This window comes from Micromonospora sp. WMMD712, assembly GCF_029581295.1.
In the GTDB taxonomy this organism is placed as follows: domain Bacteria; phylum Actinomycetota; class Actinomycetes; order Mycobacteriales; family Micromonosporaceae; genus Micromonospora; species Micromonospora carbonacea.
The window spans coordinates 6262207-6280975 of record NZ_CP120743.1 but is presented as its reverse complement, the minus strand read 5'-3'; the positions used below and the strand labels follow the sequence as shown (position 1 = coordinate 6280975).

Below are 18769 nucleotides of genomic sequence, written 5' to 3'. Positions count from 1 at the left end.
GAGACTGCCGACATGGCGAACACGGTTCCCGACATCGCGCTCAACGACGGCAACACCATCCCCCAGCTCGGCTTCGGCGTCTATCTGATCCCGCCGGAGGAGACCGCCGAGGCCGTCGGCCGGGCCCTGGAGATCGGCTACCGGCACATCGACACCGCCGAGATGTACGGCAACGAGGCCGAGGTGGGCCAGGCGGTGCGCGCCTCCGGCCTGGCCCGGGACGAGGTCTTCGTCACCAGCAAGCTGAACAACAGCTTCCACCGCCCCGACGACGCCCGCCGCGCGTTCGACGCCACCCTCGCCGCGCTGAAGATGGACCACATCGATCTGTTCCTGATCCACTGGCCGCTGCCCACCCGCTACGACGGCGACTTCGTCTCCACCTGGAAGGTCCTGGAGGAGTTCCGGCGCGACGGCCGGGCCCGCTCGATCGGCGTGTCGAACTTCCAGGTGCCGCACCTGGAGCGGCTGGCCGCCGAGGCCGACGTGGTGCCGGCGGTCAACCAGATCGAGGTGCACCCCTACCTCGGCAACGAGGACGTGCGCGCGTACGGCCACGCGCACAACATCCTCACCGAGGCATGGTCGCCGATCGCCCAGGGCGCGGTGCTCGACGACCCGAACCTCGTCGACATCGCCGAGGAGATCGGGCGCACCGTGCCCCAGGTGGTGCTGCGCTGGCACGTGCAGCGCGGCGACATCGTCTTCCCCAAGTCGATCGACCCGAAGCGGATGGCGGAGAACTTCCAGATCTTCGACTTCGCGCTGGACGACGCGACGATGGAGCGGATCACCGGCCTCGACCGGGGCGAGGCGGGCCGGCAGGGCCCGCACCCCGACACCTTCGACTGGTTGCCCGACTGACCACCACGTGCCCGACTGACCACCACGTGCCCGACTGACGACCATGTGCCCGGCTGAGCGGGCGACCCCGGCGGCGGGCCTGCCACGGCAGGCCCGCCGCCGGCGCGTCCGGGCCGTCAGCGTTCGAAGGTGTCCGGCAGGTGGATGCGGTCGGCGGGCACCCCGGCGGCGAGCAGCCGCAGCCGCGCGCCGGCCACCATCGGCGGCGGCCCGCACAGGTGCACCTCCTGGTCGCCCGCGTAATGGCGCAGGGCCACGGTGAGCGCGTCGCCCCGCTCGGCGGGGCCGGCCGCCGGGTCGTGGGAGTACGCGGGCGCCACCGTCAGCCACTCGTGGGCGGCCTCCAGCTCGGCGAGGGTGGCCCGGTCGTAGAGGTCGGCCGGGGTGCGCGCCCCGGCGACCAGGGTCACCCGCCGGCCGTCCGGGGCGGCGGCGAGTTGCTCGACGAGGGCGCGCAGCGGCGCCAGCCCGGTGCCGCCGGCGACGAGCAGCAGGTCGTGCCAGGGGCTCGGGTCGAGCAGCAGGCTGATCCCGCAGGGCGGGCCGAGCAGGAGCGGCCCGCCGGGGCGTACCCCGTCGACGAGGGTGCCCGAGACGGCGCCGGCGGCGACGGCGCGCACGTGCAGCTCGACGGTGCCGTCGGGGCGGGGCGCGTTCGCCGGGGAGTACCACCGCCAGGCCCCGGGCCGGCGCGGGTCGCAGACGGGCACCGCCTGCCCCGGCCGGTACGGCAGCGGCCGGCGCGGGCGCACGGTGAGCACGGCCACGCCGTCGGCGGCCCGGTCGTGGGCGACCACCTCGGCCCGCCACCACGCCGGCCCGTCGCCGACCCGGGCGGCGGCCCGGCGCACGGCGGTGACCGCCCGGCGCAGCCCGCGCTCCCAGCCGGCGGCGAGGGTGGCCGTCCAGCGGGCCCGGTTCTCCCGGGCGACGGCGGCGAGCAGGGCGTCGCCGAGCACGTCGGCGTGCTGCGGCAGCAGGCCGACGCCCCGGTGGGCCCGGGCCAGCACGGCCAGCGCGGCGGCGCGCCCGGCCGGGTCGTCGCCGCCGCCGGCCAGCCGGCCGAGCGTGGCGAAGACCACGACGTGGTCCCGCTCGGCCAGCAGCCCGGGGAGGCGGTCACTCACGGTGTCCAGGAAGGTGGCGGCGGCCCGGTCGACGGCGGCGGCGGTCGCCGCCCAGGACGGGCCGAGGTCGGCGCTCACCGCCCGGATCGTCTCCGCCACCCTGACCGTCGGCCCCGCTCGCAGCTCCGTCGTCTCCACGGCGATGGGTACGGACGGTGACCATCGATGGTTCACCCCGTTGACCGAGGGCGATCGGCCGGTGACCGTCAGGGCGCCCGCGGCTCCGCCACCCCTGGACGGTCGGCCGGTCGCGTCGGGCCGGTCAGCCATATCCATCGATAGTCATCTACTAATAGGATGCCGGCCATGCGTGCCCGTCGCGTCACCGCCGCAGCCGCCGTCGCCGGCCTGCTGAGCCTGCTCGCCGTCACCGCCGCCCGCGCCGCCGACGGCCCGGCCCTCACCACGCCCGGCGCGCCGGTCGTCGTGGCCAACGAGCCGCACCAGCTCACCCTCGCCTGGACGCCGTCGACGTGGGTGGGCGAGCCGGGCGGCACCGAACCCATCACGTACGAGGTGCTGGTGCCGCTGGGCCCCAACACGTACCGGGGGCTGGGCAGCACGCAGACGCCCTCGATCACGTTGGCCGCCCTGCCGCCGGGCACCGAATACCAGGTGGCCATCCAGGCCCACACCATCGGCGGATACTCCGGCACGTCGGCGACCACCGACCTGCGCACCGCGTACGGCCGGGCGAAGGTCAGCTACCTCAACCTCGACTGGGCGCCCACGGACAACCAGGTCCACTTCGTCGCGCAGGTCGTCAACACCGGCACGCAGCCGCTCGACCTGCGCACCGTGCGGATGGACTACCACCTGACCTTCGAGGGCGGCAACACGTCCCTCGTGACGGAGTGCGACTGGGCGGCGCTGGGCTGCGACCGGGTCCAGCGGCAACTGTTCTTCTACCTGCCGCCCGCGCCGCCCCCGCCGCCACCGGGCAGCAGCCCCACGCCCGTGCCCACCGCGACGCGGTACCCGGTGCCGGGCACGCCCGTCCCCGGCCACGTCCGGCTCACCTTCACCGGCGGGACCCTCGCCCCCGGCGAGTCGAGCGGGCCCATCCAGCTCCGCTTCCACCGGCAGAACTGGACCGCCGTCGACGAGCGGGACGACCCGAGCTGGCGGGCCGCCACCGGCGTCTGGGCCGACAACAGCCGGATCACCCTCGACGTCGACGGCGTCCGCGAGTTCGGCGACCAGTACGCCGGCTGAACCCGGCCGGAACAACCTTGAAGTAGGTTGTCGGGCCGCTGCGCGTATCCCCCTGATTCGCCCCGCCCTGAGGTAGCTTCTACTCCGCGCGCGACACCCTTCTTGGACGACGCAATCCCGATCGTCCACATTCACTTTCCCTCGTGAAGGGCCCGACGGCGGACATGGGCGAACCCCTCGAACCTTACGTACCCGACCCCACGCTCAGGGCGGCGCTGGAGGACTTCGGGCAGCAGTGCGACCGGGAGATCAGCGTCCCGCCGCAGACGCGCCTCGACCGGGGCTACGGAGGCGGCACACTCTTCGTCGCGAGGCTCACCGAGCCTGCGCCGCCGGGCCGGGAGCCCACCCGGAAGGTCTTCGTCAAGGTCCTGCCGGCCCGCTCGCGGCAGCGGGAGGTGCGCGGCCAACAGCGGCCGCGGGCAGCCCTGGGCGACTTCGCCCGGCAGCACCTCGCCGAGCAGATCTTCCCGCCCATCGACCTGCGCGACGGCCGCCGGCTGATGTTCCAGGAGACCACCGACGACGACGCCCGGATGCGGGGCCTCGACGAACTCGACGGCGAGGACCTGCTCGCCGCGTTCCGGGCCGTGCTGGAGGCGGTGCTGCACGAGTGGAACAGCGCCGCACCGGCCCCCGGACGCGCCGGCCCGCCGCACCGCGAGACCACCCTCGGCCCCTACCTCGAACGGGAGCTGCGGGCCGCCGGCGCGTGGGAGAAGATCCATCACGCGCTGGGCATCTTCGGCTTCCGCAGTGACGCCGAGTCGCTGGTCATCGACTCGCGGCCCCTGCCGAACCCGCTGCGGACCGTCGACCCGGCATCGCCCCACCACCGCCGACCGGTCCGCTTCCACGCCGGCTTCGCCCACGGCGACCTGCACGGCGGCAACGTGCTCGTGCCCTGCGGGGCCGACGGCCGGCCGCACCCCGAGCGGTTCTCGCTGGTCGGGTTGAGCGCCGTCGACGCGGAGGCCCCGTTGACCCGCGACGTCGCCGCCCTGCTGCTGGCCACCGTGCTCCGGTACGTCCCGAGTCTCGACCACGACGGGTCCGAGGCGCTGATCGACTACCTGGTCCACCCGCAGCGGGGGCGACCGGGCGCGCTGGTCGGGCCCGTCGCGGAACTCGTCCGGATCGCCGACGAGGTCGGCACCGCGTACGCCCAGCCGCTCGCGGGGCCGGCGACCTGGCGCAGGCAGGCCCGCCTCTCCCTGATCGCCCAGGCGCTGACCTGCACGACCTTCGAGGACCTGCGGCCCGACCGGGGCCTGTGGTGCCTCCGGCTGGCGGCGCGCGCCATGCAGGCGCACCTCGAGGAGAGCCCCGTCGCGCCCGCCGCACCGGCCACCGCCGTGGGCAGGTGGCCGGTGCGCCCCCCGGCGACCCCCGGCCCGGGCACCGACGCCGCGCACCCCCACCGGCCGACGGCCACCGGCCCACCCGCCCCAGACCCGGGGCAGGGCGGCTCGCCGTCCCGGGTGCTCGTGTGGTGCCTGCTCGTGGCAGCGCTGCTCGCCCTGGCCGGCGTCGCGGCGTGGGCGCTGGCCCCCGGGTCGGGCACGACCTGACCGGTCACGGCCACCGGCCACCGGCGGCCGGCGGCCGGTCAGGGCCGGCGCGGGTGGTGCAGGTGGTCGAGGATCGCCTGGTTGGCCTGCCAGCCGTCGGGGAACTTCACCGGCACGTCGAGGTGCACCGGCTCGGTCGACGGGTGGGCGTCGAGCAGCTCCGCGATGCCCGCCCGCGCCACCACCACGCACGCGTGCCGGTGCCGGGACGTCAGCACGCACAGCCGCCCCGACTCCAGGTGGAACGCGGTCGCGTCCCGCCGGCCCGACAGCGGGTGCAGCACGATCGTCACGTCGTACTCGCGGCCCTGGAGCCGGTTGGCGGTGTCCACCGTGACGCCCGCACCGGCCGCGCCCAGGTGCGCGCGGATGGCCGCGACCTGGTCGCGGTGCGCCGCCCCCACGGCGATCCGGTCGGCGGTGACCGGCGCGCCGGCCGGCGCGTGCTCGGAGACGGCGACCGCGCCGCGCGCCAGCACCCGCAGCGCCAGCGCGGCGCACGCGGCGGCGGCCTCGGCGTCGGTACGCGGGGCGTGCCGCTGCGGCAGCTCGTACAGCGCCCAGCCCGTCGACGCCGCCAGCTCCACCGCCGCGTCGACGGCGTCCCCCGGCCCGGCGTCGGTGAACGCGAGCACCCGGTCGGCGCGGCCGGTGCCGGCGCGGAACCCGGTGAACGGGTAGAACGCCGCAGCGACCACCGGGGCCGCCGACGCCGGCAGCCGCCACGACACCGGCAGCCGGTGCACCGGCAACTGCGGGTTGTGCCGCAGCAGCACCGCCACCGCCGACTGCATCGGGTCCCAGGTCAGGCCCGTCCAGCGCACGGTCTCGACCGTGGAGAACGGGTCGAGCTGCCCGGGATCCCCCACGAACAGGGCCCGCTCGAACCTGCCGGCCACGCGCAACAACGCGTCGGACCGCATCTGGTACGCCTCGTCGACGATCGCCCACGGCCAGCAGCCCTCGGTGACCATGGCCCACTTGGCGGCCGTACCGATGACGACGGCCGGCCCGCCGAGGTCGGCGACCTTCGCGGCCACCTTGACCGTCGGGTGGTCCTTCACCCGGTCCGTCGGCCGGTATTCCGTGGCGGAGAGCCGGCCGATGCGCAGCCCCGGGGCCTTGCGGGCGAGCCGGTCGATGAGGTCGTCGACCTGCTCGTTGGTCTGCGCGACGATGATCAGCGGCTCCCCGGCGGCGGCCAGCTCGACGGCGGCGCGGACGACGAGGGTCGACTTGCCGGCACCGGGCGGCGAGTCGACGACGACGCCCCGGTGGTCACCGGAACGCAGGTCGGCCAGCACCGCCGTGACGACCCGCTCCGCCTCGACGGACGGCGGCACCTCCAGCCCGAGCATCGACCTCTCCCCCCGTGGTCACCGGAGATTACGCCCGGTCAGGCCGCGCAGGAACGCCAGCCCCTCGACGGCGAGGGCGTCGGGGTCGGCGGCGAGGGGCCGCCACACGGACATCGGCACGGCCAATCCCTCGGCGGTGAACGACTCGATGTTCACCTGGCCGCCGTAGCCGATGTCGCACAGGGCGTCGAACATCCCCGGCCAGTCGAGGTGGTCGCCGCCGGGCGTCCCCCGGTCGTTGCCGCACACCTGGACGTGCGCGAGGTGGTCGCCGGCCAGCCGGATCGCGGCCGGCAGGTCGCGTTCCTCGATGTTCAGGTGGAAGGTGTCCAGCGCCAGGCCCAGCCCGGGGACGCCGTCCACCACCTCCAGCCCTTGTTCGACGGTGTTGAGCAGGCTCGTCTCGAACCGGTTGAGCGGTTCGAGGGCGATCGTCACGCCCTGCCCGGCCGCCTCGTCGGCCAGCGGCCGCAGCCGCGCCACGAGGCGGGCGGTGGCGGCCCGCCGGGCGTCCGCGTCGAGCAGCCACCGCCGGCCGGCCGGGGCGTAGAGCGGGCCCGCCACCACGGCCGCGCCCACCCGCCCCGCGACCCGCACGCAGTGCCGGACGAACTCTTCCGTACGCCGCAGCACCTCCGCGTCGTCGGCGAGCAGGTCGTGCCCGGGCAGCAGACCCGCGCAGACGGCGGGGGCCAGCTCCAGCCCGGCGAGCAGGTCGGCCGCCGACCCGGGATCCCAGTCGCCGGGCGCCTGGACGGTCAACTCGATGGCGTCAAAGCCCCACGCCCTGATCCGGGGTGCCAGCCGGGCGAGCGCCCGGTCGGTCAGCGGAGCCGCCCACGCCCACGTGTTGATGCCGATGCGCATCCGTACCCTCTCGCCGTCGCGATCATCAAGATCATCGACTGTAGAGGAACTCCGGTCAGGCGGCGACGCCGCGCCGGCCCTGGGCCGCGTCGCCCGGCGTCGGCAGCTCCTCCACGTGCTGCCACTCCAGGTCGCCGTTCCCCCGCAGCGCCGCCTCGCCCCAGCACACGCGGAGCAGACCGGCCTCCGAGTTGCAGGCGTACCCGATCAGCAGAACCTTCGGCTCGACAGGAAGCCGATCGAGGGCCTCCCGCAGCTCCGACCGACCGTCGGCCTCCTGATCGGTGAGCGGCATGAGCGGCAGGGTGTCCTGCTGGTAGCGCGGCTCCGGGCCGCACAGGGCGAGCAGGCCGCGGGCGAAGCGGCTGAGGGTGCGCCCCGGCCGGGTCCGCGCGATGTCGACGTCGCCCCTGCTGGAGTAGTGCCAGGGCAGCAGCAGGTGCCCCGCGCAGACCGTGATCCTGAACTGGGCACCCGGTGGCCGCAGGTCCGTCACGTCGGGCAGCTCCCGGAGATGATGGTGCAGTTCCTCGTACTGCACGAGCCAGCGCACGGACCCGAACGCGTGGTCGCTCGTCATCTCGGACGCCTCCCGGGCGTCCATGGCGCGCTCCACCGCCCGCTTGAGGGCCGCCGGGACGCGCTTGCGCAGCGCCACCGCCTGAGCGAACCCGAACCTCTCGATCGACCATCGCGACGGCCCGTCGGCAACACCCACACCGATCACCCCCCGTGTCCTGTCGCACACGTTCCGACATAGACGGTCTCACGAAGGTCGATGTCGGGCCAGGGGTCTCAGCGCATCCCGGCCACCTCCCGCCGATGGACGCGCAGCGCGGCGGCATCCGGGTGGTCCGCCGCGCGGGCCGGTGGGCGCAGCTTCCCGCCGTGCCAGCCCGCGTAGTGTCCCGCCTCCGCCTTGACCCGGACACGGAAGTCCTCGTCGACCCAGATCAGGCCCCGGTCGAAGAGGTTGTGCACGTCGGCCCGGAGCAGCAGACCGTTGGTCACCCGGTTCGTGGTCGGCCCGTCGTAGGGCGAGATGTGGGCAGCCTGGAGGGCGGCCTCGGTGTCGCAGCCGGTGATCGCGCAGCGTCCCCCGTACGCCTCGATGAGCCTGCGCCGGAAGTCGGCCTGCCCCTGGCGGGCGGTGACCTCCGCGAGCCGGCGGCGACGCCCCTCCGGCAGCCCGTCGGGCTGGGGTGCCCTGATCGCCTCCAGCGCGTCCGCGAGCCGGTCGCGCTCGGCCGCGCTCATCGCCCGCACGCCCCGCGCCGACCCGGCCGGCACGACGGGCACGCCCCGCTCGTCGTCGAGGATCCGACGGGTCAGTTCGGTGTCCCACCGGACCGCCACCCACCACTCCAGCCCGTCTTCCGCCGCCCGTCGACAGGGGTCGTCCCAGGCGACGCCCGCCGCGACGAGACGGGCGGACGGCTCGGCGGCGTACACCCAGATCCGGTCTCCGGTGGCGATCCGGTGATAGCCGGCGGAGAGCTGCCAGTCGACCACCGCCTCGGTGGAGAAGCACTCCCAGACGTCGCGGCTCCTCCCCGAAGGGCTGTCACCCATGTGCACCGGGTAGATCCAGTCGATCGGTTCGCGCCGGCCCAGCACCACGTCCGCGAGTGGCTGACAGTGCCCACGCGCGTGCAGGGTCCGGGATCGCAGCAGCGGCTCGGTGAGGGCGCGGGCGGCGAGGACGATCCGCTCGTCCCCGAGCGCCGCGATCAGGTCCTCAACGTCACCGGCGAGACATTCCTGGTCGGGCCCCGCATCGACGTACTCCGACCGCCAGGTGGTGAGGGCGGGATGGGCCGCCCGGAAGCCTGCGGGCGTCCAGTGCCGGTCGAGCACCGACCTGCGGACGACCAGGAAGCCCTCGGCCCCGGCACCGGCACCCGGCTCGGCCGGTTCGTGCAGCACGAACGTCTCCATCGTCTTCATGGAGATCGCCGACAGCCGTGGCGGGTTCGTTCTGGTGCTGGGCAGGCAGGAGAGCGCCCAGCGGTCCCGCTCCGTGGAAGCCGCGTCCGGCACGACCGCGTCGAGGTAGGCGCGGTTGGCGGCCACCACGGAGCTGAAGTACGGGCCGTCCGCCAACCGCTCGAAGCGGCTCACGGGATCGGTGGACGCGCCCCGCTGCCCCGAGCCCAGCCGGTTGAACCGTGGCGTGACCACGGTGAGCAACGCATCCTTGAGCGCCTTCGGGTCGGCCGCCTCCCGCCACCTGATCTCGCACCGGCCGAGCCAGGCGGCGATCTCGTCGGTGCTCGCCTGCCGGCCGAACTCCTCGTCGAGCAGCTCACCGACCTGCTTGTGCAGCACCGACGAGCCCCGGCTGCCCCGCAGGTGGGCGCGGAGCCGCTCCCGAAGGCTCCGCCCCGTCTCACCCACGTAGACGATGCCGCCGTCGAGGACGACGACGTGCGTTCCGGGCGCGAGCGGCGCCTGGGCGACCGTCTCCCGGGTGAACGGCATCGGGTCGGTGAAGGCGGCGAGCAGACTGTCGAGAGTGGAGTCCGGCATCCCGCGAGGCTACGCCGTCTGCTGCGGCAGGCTCCTTGTCAGGGCCGCCGGGTCGGGCAGGTGGAGGCGGCCCTCGGGCACCCCGGCGAGGGGCAGCCAGCAGCGGGCGATGTCGACCATGGCGGGCGGCCCGCAGACGTACACCTGCTGGTGCGGCCAGGGGTGGCGGCGACCTGCTCGACCAGGGCGCGCAGTGGGGCCAGCCCCGTGCCGCCGGCCACCAGCAGCAGGTCGCCGTCGCGCAGGTGCAGGCCGGTGTCCCGGGCCGGGCCGAGGCGCAGCAGGTCGCCGGGACGTACGTCCTGGACGAGGCCGCCCGAGACGGTGCCGGCGGCCACCGCGCGGACGTGCAGCTCGACGGTGCCGTCGGGGCGGGGCGCGTTGGCCGGGGAATACCAGCGCCACCGCCCGGGATGGCGCGGGGTCTGGACGGGGACGGCCTGGCCGGGGCGGTGGGGCAGCCGCGCCCAGGGGCGCAGGGTCAGGACGGCGATGCCGGCGCACGGCCGGTCGTGGCCGATCACCCTGGCCGGCACGCCGTCACCGGCCCACACCTCGGCGGCGCTCATCGGGCCACCGCCCGGCGCGCCTGGGCAATCCGCTCGCCCGGCAGGTCGGCCGCCCAGCACACCCCGACCAGGTAGTCACCGATCCGCCGGCGCTGCGCCTCCGACAGGCCGAGCCCACCCCAGGCGTCCGCCGGCTCATCGGCGAGCGCGGCGGTCAGGCTCGCCGTCAGGTGCGCGGCGATCCGATCCAGATCCACCCCGACGAGGTACGGGGACAGCTCCGCGTCCGCCGCCACCAGCCGCAGCCACCGACGGACGATCTCGGCCGGCGGCACGCCGTGACGCCCGTCGCCTGGTGGCCCCGTGGGGAGGTCTGCTGCGGTGCTGCCCATGGTGTCTGCGCCCCTGGATGTCGTGCCGGATGGAGTGGGTGCCGGGGCGGGCGGGGACGAGGTCGCGTCGTTCGGGTCGACACGCCCCGGAACCCGGCACCCGCCCCGGGCCATGCGGTCGACGATCGACGCTGGCCAGGGGTTCCACCATGTACTGATGATCGTGAGAGTCATGCGCGCTGAGCATTTGGCCGATCACTCGCAGCCGCCGAGCGTCCGGACGTCCTCGATATGCGCGCTACGTATACCGAACCCCCACGGAGCGGGTTGACTGGATACGCTCGACTTCGGACTCAGCCGCCCGCGATTGGCGAGGTTCCCGGTGACACCTGCGAACTGTCCACGCTGCGGCGGGCGACTCGCCCGCGACAACGACAGCGGACGCTGCACGCCCTGCCAGGCCGCCGAGCGAGACCGGCTCGGCACGCCGCCGGTGGTGCCCGCTTCCTTCTGGGAGCACCAGCCGGTACGACAGGCGCTCGCCGAGCGGCACCTCGGGCGGGTGATCAGGGCGTACCGGTGCCATCCCTACCACGGGCGGCACCCGCTGCCGCAGACCGTGGTGGGGGGATGGCTGGGGATCACCCAGGCGCAGTTGAGCCGGGTGGAGAACGGCCCACCGCTGGTGCACCTGGACCGGCTGGCCCACTGGGCAGGGGTGTTCGGCATCCCTAGGGCCTACCTGTGGTTCACCCCGCCAGGCCGGAGCCACATGACGGGTGTCGCCGCCGAACGCGAGCCACAGCCCCCGGGGCCGGACGAGGGCCGGCGAGCGCTGTTGGCTGGCATCGCCGCCGTAGCGGCGGGCGCGGGCCTGACCAGCAGCACGGACATCATGCAGCCCCGACGCATCGGCGCTGCGGATGTCGCGCGCCTGAACGCCGTGCTGACGCTCTATCGATCGGTGGACCGGGAATGCGGGGGCGGCCTGCTGTATCAGGAGGTGGCCCGCTTCGCCGAGTCGGTGTACCGCATGCTCGACTGGATGCACCCAGCCGGGCTCACCCCACGGCTGGTGGCAGCGGTCGCGGCAGCCCGCCAGTTGGCCGGCTGGACGGCTTTCGACGCGGGCAGGCACGCTGACGCCCAGCGGCACTTCGTCGCTGGTGAACGGGCCGCCGTCACCGCTGGCGATGCGCCACTGGCTGCGATGATCCGCTATGCGCAGGCCAAGCAGCTTCAGCACCTGCGACACAACCGGGACGCCCTCGCGACGCTCCAGTTCGCGCACGCCCAACTCGGATCGCAGGCCACCCCGGCGGTCAAGGCCCTTTTCTGGGGCGCGGAAGCCGCCTCCGTTGCCGCGCTTGGCGATCATCAGACTGCGGTGACCACCTTGGGCAAGGCCAATGATCAGTTCGATCGCATCAGCCACGAACGTGAGCCTGGGTGGATGGGCTTCTACGACCGGGGTGAGCTGCTCGCCCAGTACGGCCGCGTCTACCGGGACGGGGCGCGGCAGGACAGCAGACACGCACCCGAGGCGGTGCGTTGGACCGAGGACGCCGTCGCGGCGTTCGACGTGGCCAACGTGCGCAGCACGGTGTTGAACGAGGTCGGATTGTGCAGCGCGCTCTTCCTCGCTGACGAGCCAGAGCGAGCCCTCGCCGTGGGTGCCCGGGTGCTGGAGCAGGCACGTGGGATCAGCTCCCGACGGGTGATCGATCGTGTCGTCAACCTGCGTCGAGATCTGTCGCGGCATCGGGAACTGCCGGAGGTTGCCGCCTTCGAGCGGGCGCTCACAGCCCGCGCTGTGGCCGCTGCATGAGTGGGCGGTTCTCGGAGCAGGTGATGACGGAGGCGATGCGAGATGTCGCAGGCATCTTGGGTGTTCCCTGCGGGGACGCACAGTTGCTGCGGTTGACCAACAACGCTGTCTTCGCCCTGCCGAGTTCGGGCGTCGTTATCCGGATCGCCCGTACGCACCGGCTCCGCGACCGGGTGACGAAGGTCGTGCAGCTCGCGCGCTGGTTCGCCGACATCGAGGCACCGACCATCCGCCTGACACCGGGCGTCGAGCAGCCGGTCGAGGTCGGCAACCTGGTCGCTTCGGTGTGGGAGTACGTCCCACCAGGATCGCCCGCCCCGACGGTGAAAGACCTCGGCCTTGTGCTGCGGGAGTTCCATTCGCTCGGCGTGCCACCGTTTCCGCTTCCTGCCTGGGACCCGGTAGATGACGCACGCAGACGATTGGCCGACGCCGACGGCCTTCGCGGGAGTGACCGTGAATTCCTGGTGCGGTGGTGCGACCGCCTGGAGCCACAGATAGCCGCCCTGTACCAGCGCGCGGAACGGAATCTCATCCACGGGGACGCTCATGTCGGCAACCTGCTCCGACAGCAGTCGGGCCGGGTGGTGATGTGTGACTTCGACGCCACCTGTGTTGGCCCATGGCAGGTTGATCTGGCGGCGGTCGCGGTGGGCGAGGAGCGATTCGCACGCTCGGGGGTACACGAGGCGTTGACCACTGCCTACGGCTGCGACGTGACCTCCGACCCCTCGTGGCGGCTGCTACGGGAGGCACGCGAGTTGAAGATGATCGTCGCCGCCGTGCCTCTTCTTACCGCATCCGAGGAGGTAGCCGCCGAATTCGACCGGCGTCTCCATTCTGTCCGCGAGGACGATCGTGGGACGCGCTGGACACCGTTCGCTGATCTCACCACGTCGACCAAGAATGCGGCACGACGATGACTGACGTACGGCTCGCGCGACCAACGGCAGCTTCTTCCCGGTCCGGCGACGCGCCCGCAGGACGCGGGGGCATCCGCCGCAGGCGCGTGCCGCCTGTATCCGGTCGTCGAGCAGTTCTTCGAATCGCAGTGGCAGCGGGGCAGCAAGTATGAGCGAATACCGGCACCTGCTTCCGGTCGCGGAGGCGGCGGTAGCTCGGGCGGCCGAGACGATGCGGCACCGATCCCCTGGCCCGCTCACCGCCAAGGGTGAACGGGACTTCGCGACCCAGCTCGACTACGAGATCGAGCGGGAGGTCCGCGCCTTCCTTCAGGCCGCCACTCCTGAGATCGGCTTCCTCGGCGAGGAGGACGGGGTCCACGCCACCGGCGAGATGCAGTGGGTCCTCGACCCGATCGACGGGACGGCTAACTTCGTGCGCCAGATTCCGTTGTGCGCGGTGTCGCTGGGGCTGCTGCACGGAGACGACGCGGTCCTCGGTGTCGTCGAGGCGCCCTTCCTGGGAAACCGGTACGCCGCCGCCCGCGGCAACGGCGCGACAGTCGACGGGAAGCCCATCCGGGTGAGCGACACCAGCAGGCTGAGCGACGCGGTGGTGGCGATCGGCGACTACGCCGTCGGGCCGGACGCCGCAGTCAAGAACCGGTCCCGGCTCGCCCTGACGGCCCGGCTGGCCGAGGCGGTGCAGCGGGTGCGGATGACCGGGACAGCCGCGCTCGACCTGGCGTGGCTGGCGGAGGGGCGGATCGACGCTACGTTGACGTTGTCCAATCACCCGTGGGACATGACTGGCGGAACGGCTATCGCCCTGGAGGCAGGTGCGATTCTGGTCGACCGGGACGGAAGCAACCACTGCGCTCGGTCGGCCATGACCCTCGGCATCGCGCCCGGCCTGACTGATGAGGTGCTGACGCTGGTGGGAGCGGCCCTGAGTGAGGACTGATCAGCGACGCTATCGATCGGCACAACATTCGCGCTCGAACGGCGGCAGATCCGGATACCCGAGTGCGAGTCAGGCCGGCTCGGGATTACCGTACCGTGATGACCTTCGACTTCGGTATTACCGGCTACCAGCCTGCCTGGCTGAACGGAGCTGCTGAGGTCGCCGGTCGTCACGCGCATCGGCTGCGGGGCCTCGTCGGCCGGCGGCTGACGTCCAGTTGGGTGGTGTGGGATGACGATGACGACACCTGGTTTGCCGACTGCCCGGTGGTGTTCGACTTCGACGACGAGCGCCTTGAGGTCAATCATCAGAAGTTTGATGATCTGTCGATCACGTATGGGTCGATCGACGTGACGCGGAAGCCGGTGTGGCCGACCTCGGACGCGTTTCGGCTCCGCTGGCGCAGCGATGCTCCCGCACTGTTGGCTGCTCGGCACGGGCAGAGGCTTGAGGCGGTGGAGGTTCTGGAGTGGGCCGGGGGTGGCCTGGCGGACGGTGCCGTGGCGTTGGGCCTGCGATTCGTGAGCGGCTGGTTGACGATCTACAACGCGCTGGACGAGAACGGGATTGAGGAGGGCGATCCCTCCCTGCGGTACCGCCGACACCGACTGGGGTGAGCGTGCAACTGCATGGCTCGACCGAGCCGTCGGCGGCATGAGCGGATGTCAGTTCGGGCGTGCCGGGGTCCTTCTGGTGCTCCGTCAGGGGGCCGATAGGCTGCGGCGGCCGTCCCGCCTTCAGACAGCGATGGGAAGTATCGATCATGGCCACGGTCTGTGTCGAAGTCGCCATCGACGTGCCCGCACAGCGCGTGTGGGAGGCCATCGCGGATGTCGGCGCGGTACACCGGCGACTGTTGCCCGGCCGGGTGGTCGATGCCCGGATCGAGGGTGACGTACGCATCCTGACAATGCCGGACGGGGCGCAGGTACGGGAACTCATCCTGGCGGTCGACCACACCATCCGCAGGATGGCGTACGCAGTGGTAGAGGGCCAACGGCTGCCACTGACCTACCACCACGCGGCGTTCCAGGTGCTTCAAGAGGGCGACCACAGCCGGCTCGTCTGGCTGACCGATGTCCTTCCGCATGCGATGGCCGATGCGGTGAGGGCCCGGCTCGAACGAGGGATCGAGGAGATCAGAGAGGTGCTGGAACTCAACGGATCCGAGCGGTAGTGCCGCTCCTGTCGAACAGCGGCAGGACCCCACCAACCGCTGAACGCCGCACTGCTGGTTCAGCCCCGATGGTGCGCGGTGTTGATCACGTTGCCGTCTGGTGCCCGGACAAAGAACCGGCGTGCACCCCATGGCTCTGTGGTCAGCGGATGCACAGTCTCGTATCCGCGTTTCTGCGCATTCTCATAATCACCTTCCACGTCATCCACCTGGACGAAGATGGCCGGGTCTTCGGGTGCAGTTGCGTCGCGCGTCACGAGTTGGACGTTCGACCCGCTGTCGGAAGAGATCTATCGGGCCACCCATCCCAGGTTGTTCTCCGAACGCTGCGGCGATCCGACTCGCATACTTCGGTCGTGGCCGGTCTTTGGGGAGCACAGAGAAAATCACCGGGCGCGAAGCTCCATGCACTCAATTCGGCATGAGCGCTCGTCGAGCACGGGCACGTTAACCTCCGACCCATGGACGAGCCTGAGGTCGGCATCTACGAGCATCTGATCACCCGCCAGCTCGCCACCCGCCTCCACCACCTCGACCCGGCCCACGTCCAGCACCACCCCTTGGACCCGGCCGACGCCCACCAGCCCCTCACCCGGCACCTCGCCGCCCTGATCAGCCGCGCCCTGCAAGCCGTCCCCGGCGGCGACGACAGGCTGCACCGCCAGGTCGACCTGACCAACCGGATCGCCGAGGCCATCGCCACCCTCAGCCCCACCGCCACCGACGACCACGACCAGGTCACCGACGCCCGCAACCTGCTGCACGCCATCGCCGCGCCGCCCACCCCGCCCGCGCAGCCGGCCTTCCCGGCCCGGCCGACCACCCCGCTCTCCACCGGCGCGCTGCTGGTCAACGGCCGCCACCAGCCGCGCATTGGCCACGAGGTCACCCACGAGATGGCCTCGGCCGACCGGGTCGACCTGCTGTGCGCGTTCATCAAGTGGCACGGGCTGCGCATCGTCGAGCCGGCCGTCCGCGAGCTGATCGGCCGGGGCGGGACGCTGCGGGTCATCACCACCACCTACCTCGGTGCGACCGACCAGCGGGCGCTGGACCGGCTCGCCGAGCTGGGCGCCGAGGTCAAGGTCTCCTACGAGACCAGGACGACCCGGCTGCACGCGAAGGCGTGGCTGTTCCGCCGGGGCAACGGCCTGACCACGGCGTACGTCGGGTCAAGCAACCTGTCGAAGGCCGCGCTGGTCGACGGGGTGGAGTGGAACGTCCGCATCTCCGACGCGGAGCAGCCGCACGTCATCGACACGTTCACCGCCACGTTCGAGGACTACTGGAACGATCCGGCGTTCGAGGCGTACGACGCCGGGCGGGACGGTGAGCGGCTGCGCGCCGCGCTCAGCGGGGAACGGCGGGAGGGATCGCCGACGCAGATCGCGAACCTGGACGTGCGGCCGTACCCGTACCAGGCGGAGATCCTGGCCGACCTGGACGCGGAGCGGCAGGTGCACGGCCGGCACCGCAACCTGGTGGTGATGGCGACGGGCACCGGCAAGACCGTCGTCGCCGCCCTGGACTACCGACGCCTGCGCCGCAGCGGCACGGTCGACTCGCTGCTGTTCGTCGCGCACCAGGAGCAGATCCTGCGGCAGAGCCTGTCGACGTTCCGGCAGGTGGTGGGTGACGGCAGCTTCGGCGAACTGTTGGTCGGCGGGAGCGAGCCGACAGGCTGGCGGCACGTCTTCGCCTCGATCCAGTCGCTGCACCGCCGGGAGATCGACCCCGGGGCGTACGACATGGTGATCGTCGACGAGTTCCACCACGCGGAGGCACCGACGTACGCCCGGTTGTTGGAGCGGCTGCGTCCGCGCGTGCTGCTGGGGCTGACGGCGACCCCCGACCGGGCCGACGGCGGCGACGTGCGGCGGTGGTTCGACGGCCGCGCCGCCGTGGAGCTGCACCTGTGGGAGGCCCTGGAGCGGCAGTTGCTGGCCCCGTTCCAGTACTTCGGGGTGCACGACGGCACGGACCTGTCGCACCTGCGGTGGCGGCGCGGCCAGGGGTACGACCCGGGCGAGCTGGGCGCGATCTACACCGGCGACGACGCGCGGGCGCGGCTGATCCTGCGGGCCGTGCGGGACACCGTGGACGTGGGGCGGATGCGGGCGCTCGGGTTCTGCGTGAGCATCGGGCACGCCGAGTTCATGGCGGACTGGTTCACGAGTCACGGCGTGCCGTCGGCGGCGGTGACGTCCCGGCTGGACCGGTCGGCGCAGCACGGGCTGCTGCGCGACTTCCGGGCCGGGAAGCTGCGGGTGCTGTTCACCGTCGACCTGTTCAACGAGGGCGTCGACCTGCCGATGGTCGACACGATCCTGCTCCTGCGGCCCACCGAGAGCGCGACGGTCTTCCTCCAGCAGCTCGGCCGGGGCCTGCGCCTGGACGACGACAAGCCCTGCCTCACCGTGCTGGACTTCATCGGCGGGCAGCACGCGAACTTCCGGTTCGACCTGCGCTGGCGGGCCCTGACCGGGGTGAGCCGGCGGGCGGTCCGGGACGCGGTCGAGCAGGGCTTCCCCACGCTGCCCAGCGGCTGCCACGTCGAGCTGGACCGGGTGGCGAAGGAGGTGGTGCTGGCCAACCTTCGCAGCGCCCTGCCCACCTCGAAACGGGGCCTGGTGGCCGAGCTGCGGCAGCTCGGGGACGTCGACCTCGCCGGGTTCCTGCGGGAGACCGGCCTCGACGTCGAGGACGTCTACCGCTCGGCGGCGGTCGGCGGGTGGACCGGGCTGCGGCGGCTCGCCGGGCTGGACACCCCGGCCCCCGGCCCGGACGACCGCGAGTTGGGGCGGGCCATCGGGCGGATGCTGCACCTGGACGACGCCGACCGGCTGGACCTGTTGGCCCGGGTCGCCGCCGGTGAGCGGCCGGGGCCGGGACGGCTGTGGGACATGCTGCACTTCGACCTGTGGGGTCCGCAGGCACCGTTGACCGACCGGGACGCGCGGCTGGCCCGGCTGTGGGCGGAGCCGGCGCGCTGCGCCGAGCTGCGGCAGCTCGCCGGGGTGCTGCGGGACCGCATCCACCGGGTCACCGTGCCCGTCGGCGCGCTGCGGGTACACGCCCGCTACAGCCGCAACGAGGCGTGCGCCGCGTTCGGGATGCCGAACCCGGGGTCGCTGCGGGAGGGGGTGAAGTGGCTGGAGTCCGAGCGGGCGGACCTGTTCTTCGTGACCCTGGTCAAGTCGGAGCGGCACTACTCCCCCACCACGATGTACGCGGACCGGGCCGTCACCGACCGGCTGTTCCAGTGGGAGTCGCAGAGCACCACGTCGGCGGCGTCGGCGACCGGGCAGCGGTACGTCAACCACGAGCAATCGGGGTCGAGCGTGCACCTGTTCGTGCGGGAGACGCGGGTGCCGGACCGGGACCTCGGCGCGCCGGCCTACCTGTACGCCGGGCCGATGGCGTACCGGCGGCACACCGGGGACCGGCCGATGCGCATCGTCTGGGAGTTGGCGCACCCGTTGCCGGCCGACCTGTACGCGGCAGCCCGCGCCATCGCCGCATGAAC

General features: G+C 72.8%; 17 protein-coding genes. 9 read left to right on the top strand and 8 right to left on the bottom strand.

Annotated features, from left to right (window positions below; genetic code table 11):
* Positions 1 to 12 precede the first annotated feature (12 nt).
* Positions 13 to 864: an aldo/keto reductase gene (locus O7633_RS27125; protein WP_282324418.1), complete on the top strand. Its 852-nt coding sequence runs from the start codon at positions 13 to 15 to the stop codon at positions 862 to 864.
* A gap of 116 nt (positions 865 to 980) precedes the next feature.
* Here O7633_RS27125 and O7633_RS27120 read toward each other — a convergent pair whose 3' ends face one another.
* On the bottom strand, positions 981 to 2069 hold the full coding sequence (locus O7633_RS27120) for an FAD-binding oxidoreductase (protein WP_282324417.1): 1089 nt from the start codon (positions 2067 to 2069) through the stop codon (positions 981 to 983).
* A 228-nt stretch (positions 2070 to 2297) separates the two neighbouring features.
* On the opposite strand from O7633_RS27120, the gene O7633_RS27115 reads away from it, so the two are divergent.
* Together O7633_RS27115 and O7633_RS27110 are read left to right on the top strand one after the other, a co-directional pair.
* Complete coding sequence (locus O7633_RS27115; RefSeq protein WP_282324416.1) at positions 2298 to 3206, top strand: cellulose binding domain-containing protein; 909 nt, start codon at positions 2298 to 2300, stop codon at positions 3204 to 3206.
* 143 nt (positions 3207 to 3349) lie between these two features.
* On the top strand, positions 3350 to 4777 hold the full coding sequence (locus O7633_RS27110) for a hypothetical protein (RefSeq protein WP_282324415.1): 1428 nt from the start codon (positions 3350 to 3352) through the stop codon (positions 4775 to 4777).
* Between the two features lie 38 nt (positions 4778 to 4815).
* Here the strand turns inward: O7633_RS27110 and O7633_RS27105 are convergent, their stop codons facing one another.
* The 6 genes from O7633_RS27105 to O7633_RS27080 all read right to left on the bottom strand — a co-directional run bounded on the left by O7633_RS27105 (position 4816) and on the right by O7633_RS27080 (position 10432).
* Positions 4816 to 6135 carry an AAA family ATPase gene (locus O7633_RS27105; protein WP_278132599.1) on the bottom strand — a complete coding sequence of 440 codons (1320 nt, stop codon included), beginning with the start codon at positions 6133 to 6135 and terminating at the stop codon, positions 4816 to 4818.
* A gap of 18 nt (positions 6136 to 6153) precedes the next feature.
* On the bottom strand, positions 6154 to 7002 hold the full coding sequence (locus tag O7633_RS27100) for a sugar phosphate isomerase/epimerase family protein (RefSeq protein ID WP_278132596.1): 849 nt from the start codon (positions 7000 to 7002) through the stop codon (positions 6154 to 6156).
* 55 nt (positions 7003 to 7057) lie between these two features.
* On the bottom strand, positions 7058 to 7660 hold the full coding sequence (locus O7633_RS27095; protein WP_278132594.1) for a hypothetical protein: 603 nt from the start codon (positions 7658 to 7660) through the stop codon (positions 7058 to 7060).
* Positions 7661 to 7797: 137 nt separating this feature from the next.
* A complete protein-coding gene (locus tag O7633_RS27090) occupies positions 7798 to 9531 on the bottom strand; it encodes an HNH endonuclease (RefSeq protein ID WP_278132592.1) in 1734 nt (577 codons plus the stop codon).
* Between the two features lie 38 nt (positions 9532 to 9569).
* Positions 9570 to 10100: an FAD-binding oxidoreductase gene (locus O7633_RS27085; protein ID WP_278132590.1), complete on the bottom strand. Its 531-nt coding sequence runs from the start codon at positions 10098 to 10100 to the stop codon at positions 9570 to 9572.
* The gene (locus O7633_RS27080) at positions 10097 to 10432 is read right to left on the bottom strand and encodes a hypothetical protein (protein ID WP_278132589.1); all 336 of its coding nucleotides are present in this window, start codon (positions 10430 to 10432) and stop codon (positions 10097 to 10099) included. Before O7633_RS27080 ends, O7633_RS27085 begins: the two co-directional genes overlap by 4 nt.
* Before the next feature lie 322 nt (positions 10433 to 10754).
* Between O7633_RS27080 and O7633_RS27075 the strand changes: the two genes are divergently transcribed.
* The 5 genes from O7633_RS27075 (at position 10755) to O7633_RS27055 (ending at position 15243) form a co-directional block, all read left to right on the top strand.
* Positions 10755 to 12200, top strand: coding sequence for an XRE family transcriptional regulator (locus tag O7633_RS27075; protein ID WP_278132587.1), 1446 nt, complete (start codon positions 10755 to 10757; stop codon positions 12198 to 12200).
* Positions 12197 to 13123, top strand: coding sequence for an aminoglycoside phosphotransferase family protein (locus O7633_RS27070; protein ID WP_278132585.1), 927 nt, complete (start codon positions 12197 to 12199; stop codon positions 13121 to 13123). The genes O7633_RS27075 and O7633_RS27070 overlap by 4 nt, the downstream gene beginning before the upstream one ends.
* A 148-nt stretch (positions 13124 to 13271) precedes the next feature.
* A complete protein-coding gene (locus tag O7633_RS27065) occupies positions 13272 to 14066 on the top strand; it encodes an inositol monophosphatase family protein (RefSeq protein WP_278132583.1) in 795 nt (264 codons plus the stop codon).
* Between the two features lie 98 nt (positions 14067 to 14164).
* A complete protein-coding gene (locus O7633_RS27060) occupies positions 14165 to 14683 on the top strand; it encodes a hypothetical protein (protein ID WP_278132580.1) in 519 nt (172 codons plus the stop codon).
* Positions 14684 to 14829: 146 nt separating this feature from the next.
* Entirely contained in the window at positions 14830 to 15243 is a 414-nt protein-coding gene (locus tag O7633_RS27055) for an SRPBCC family protein (RefSeq protein ID WP_278132578.1), read from the top strand.
* A gap of 59 nt (positions 15244 to 15302) precedes the next feature.
* Here O7633_RS27055 and O7633_RS27050 read toward each other — a convergent pair whose 3' ends face one another.
* On the bottom strand, positions 15303 to 15500 hold the full coding sequence (locus tag O7633_RS27050) for a VOC family protein (protein WP_278132576.1): 198 nt from the start codon (positions 15498 to 15500) through the stop codon (positions 15303 to 15305).
* Between the two features lie 204 nt (positions 15501 to 15704).
* Between O7633_RS27050 and O7633_RS27045 the strand changes: the two genes are divergently transcribed.
* A complete protein-coding gene (locus O7633_RS27045) occupies positions 15705 to 18767 on the top strand; it encodes a DEAD/DEAH box helicase (protein WP_282324414.1) in 3063 nt (1020 codons plus the stop codon).
* Positions 18768 to 18769: the final 2 nt, after the last annotated feature.

Coding starts and splice junctions, on each gene's coding strand:
- O7633_RS27100 (WP_278132596.1), bottom strand. CDS start 7,002: ATGCGCATCGGCATCAACACGTGGGCGTGGGCGGCTCCGCTGACCGAC.
- O7633_RS27080 (WP_278132589.1), bottom strand. CDS start 10,432: ATGGGCAGCACCGCAGCAGACCTCCCCACGGGGCCACCAGGCGACGGG.
- O7633_RS27090 (WP_278132592.1), bottom strand. CDS start 9,531: ATGCCGGACTCCACTCTCGACAGTCTGCTCGCCGCCTTCACCGACCCG.
- O7633_RS27070 (WP_278132585.1), top strand. CDS start 12,197: ATGAGTGGGCGGTTCTCGGAGCAGGTGATGACGGAGGCGATGCGAGAT.
- O7633_RS27045 (WP_282324414.1), top strand. CDS start 15,705: ATGGACGAGCCTGAGGTCGGCATCTACGAGCATCTGATCACCCGCCAG.
- O7633_RS27085 (WP_278132590.1), bottom strand. CDS start 10,100: ATGAGCGCCGCCGAGGTGTGGGCCGGTGACGGCGTGCCGGCCAGGGTG.
- O7633_RS27125 (WP_282324418.1), top strand. CDS start 13: ATGGCGAACACGGTTCCCGACATCGCGCTCAACGACGGCAACACCATC.
- O7633_RS27060 (WP_278132580.1), top strand. CDS start 14,165: ATGACCTTCGACTTCGGTATTACCGGCTACCAGCCTGCCTGGCTGAAC.
- O7633_RS27065 (WP_278132583.1), top strand. CDS start 13,272: ATGAGCGAATACCGGCACCTGCTTCCGGTCGCGGAGGCGGCGGTAGCT.
- O7633_RS27115 (WP_282324416.1), top strand. CDS start 2,298: ATGCGTGCCCGTCGCGTCACCGCCGCAGCCGCCGTCGCCGGCCTGCTG.
- O7633_RS27055 (WP_278132578.1), top strand. CDS start 14,830: ATGGCCACGGTCTGTGTCGAAGTCGCCATCGACGTGCCCGCACAGCGC.
- O7633_RS27105 (WP_278132599.1), bottom strand. CDS start 6,135: ATGCTCGGGCTGGAGGTGCCGCCGTCCGTCGAGGCGGAGCGGGTCGTC.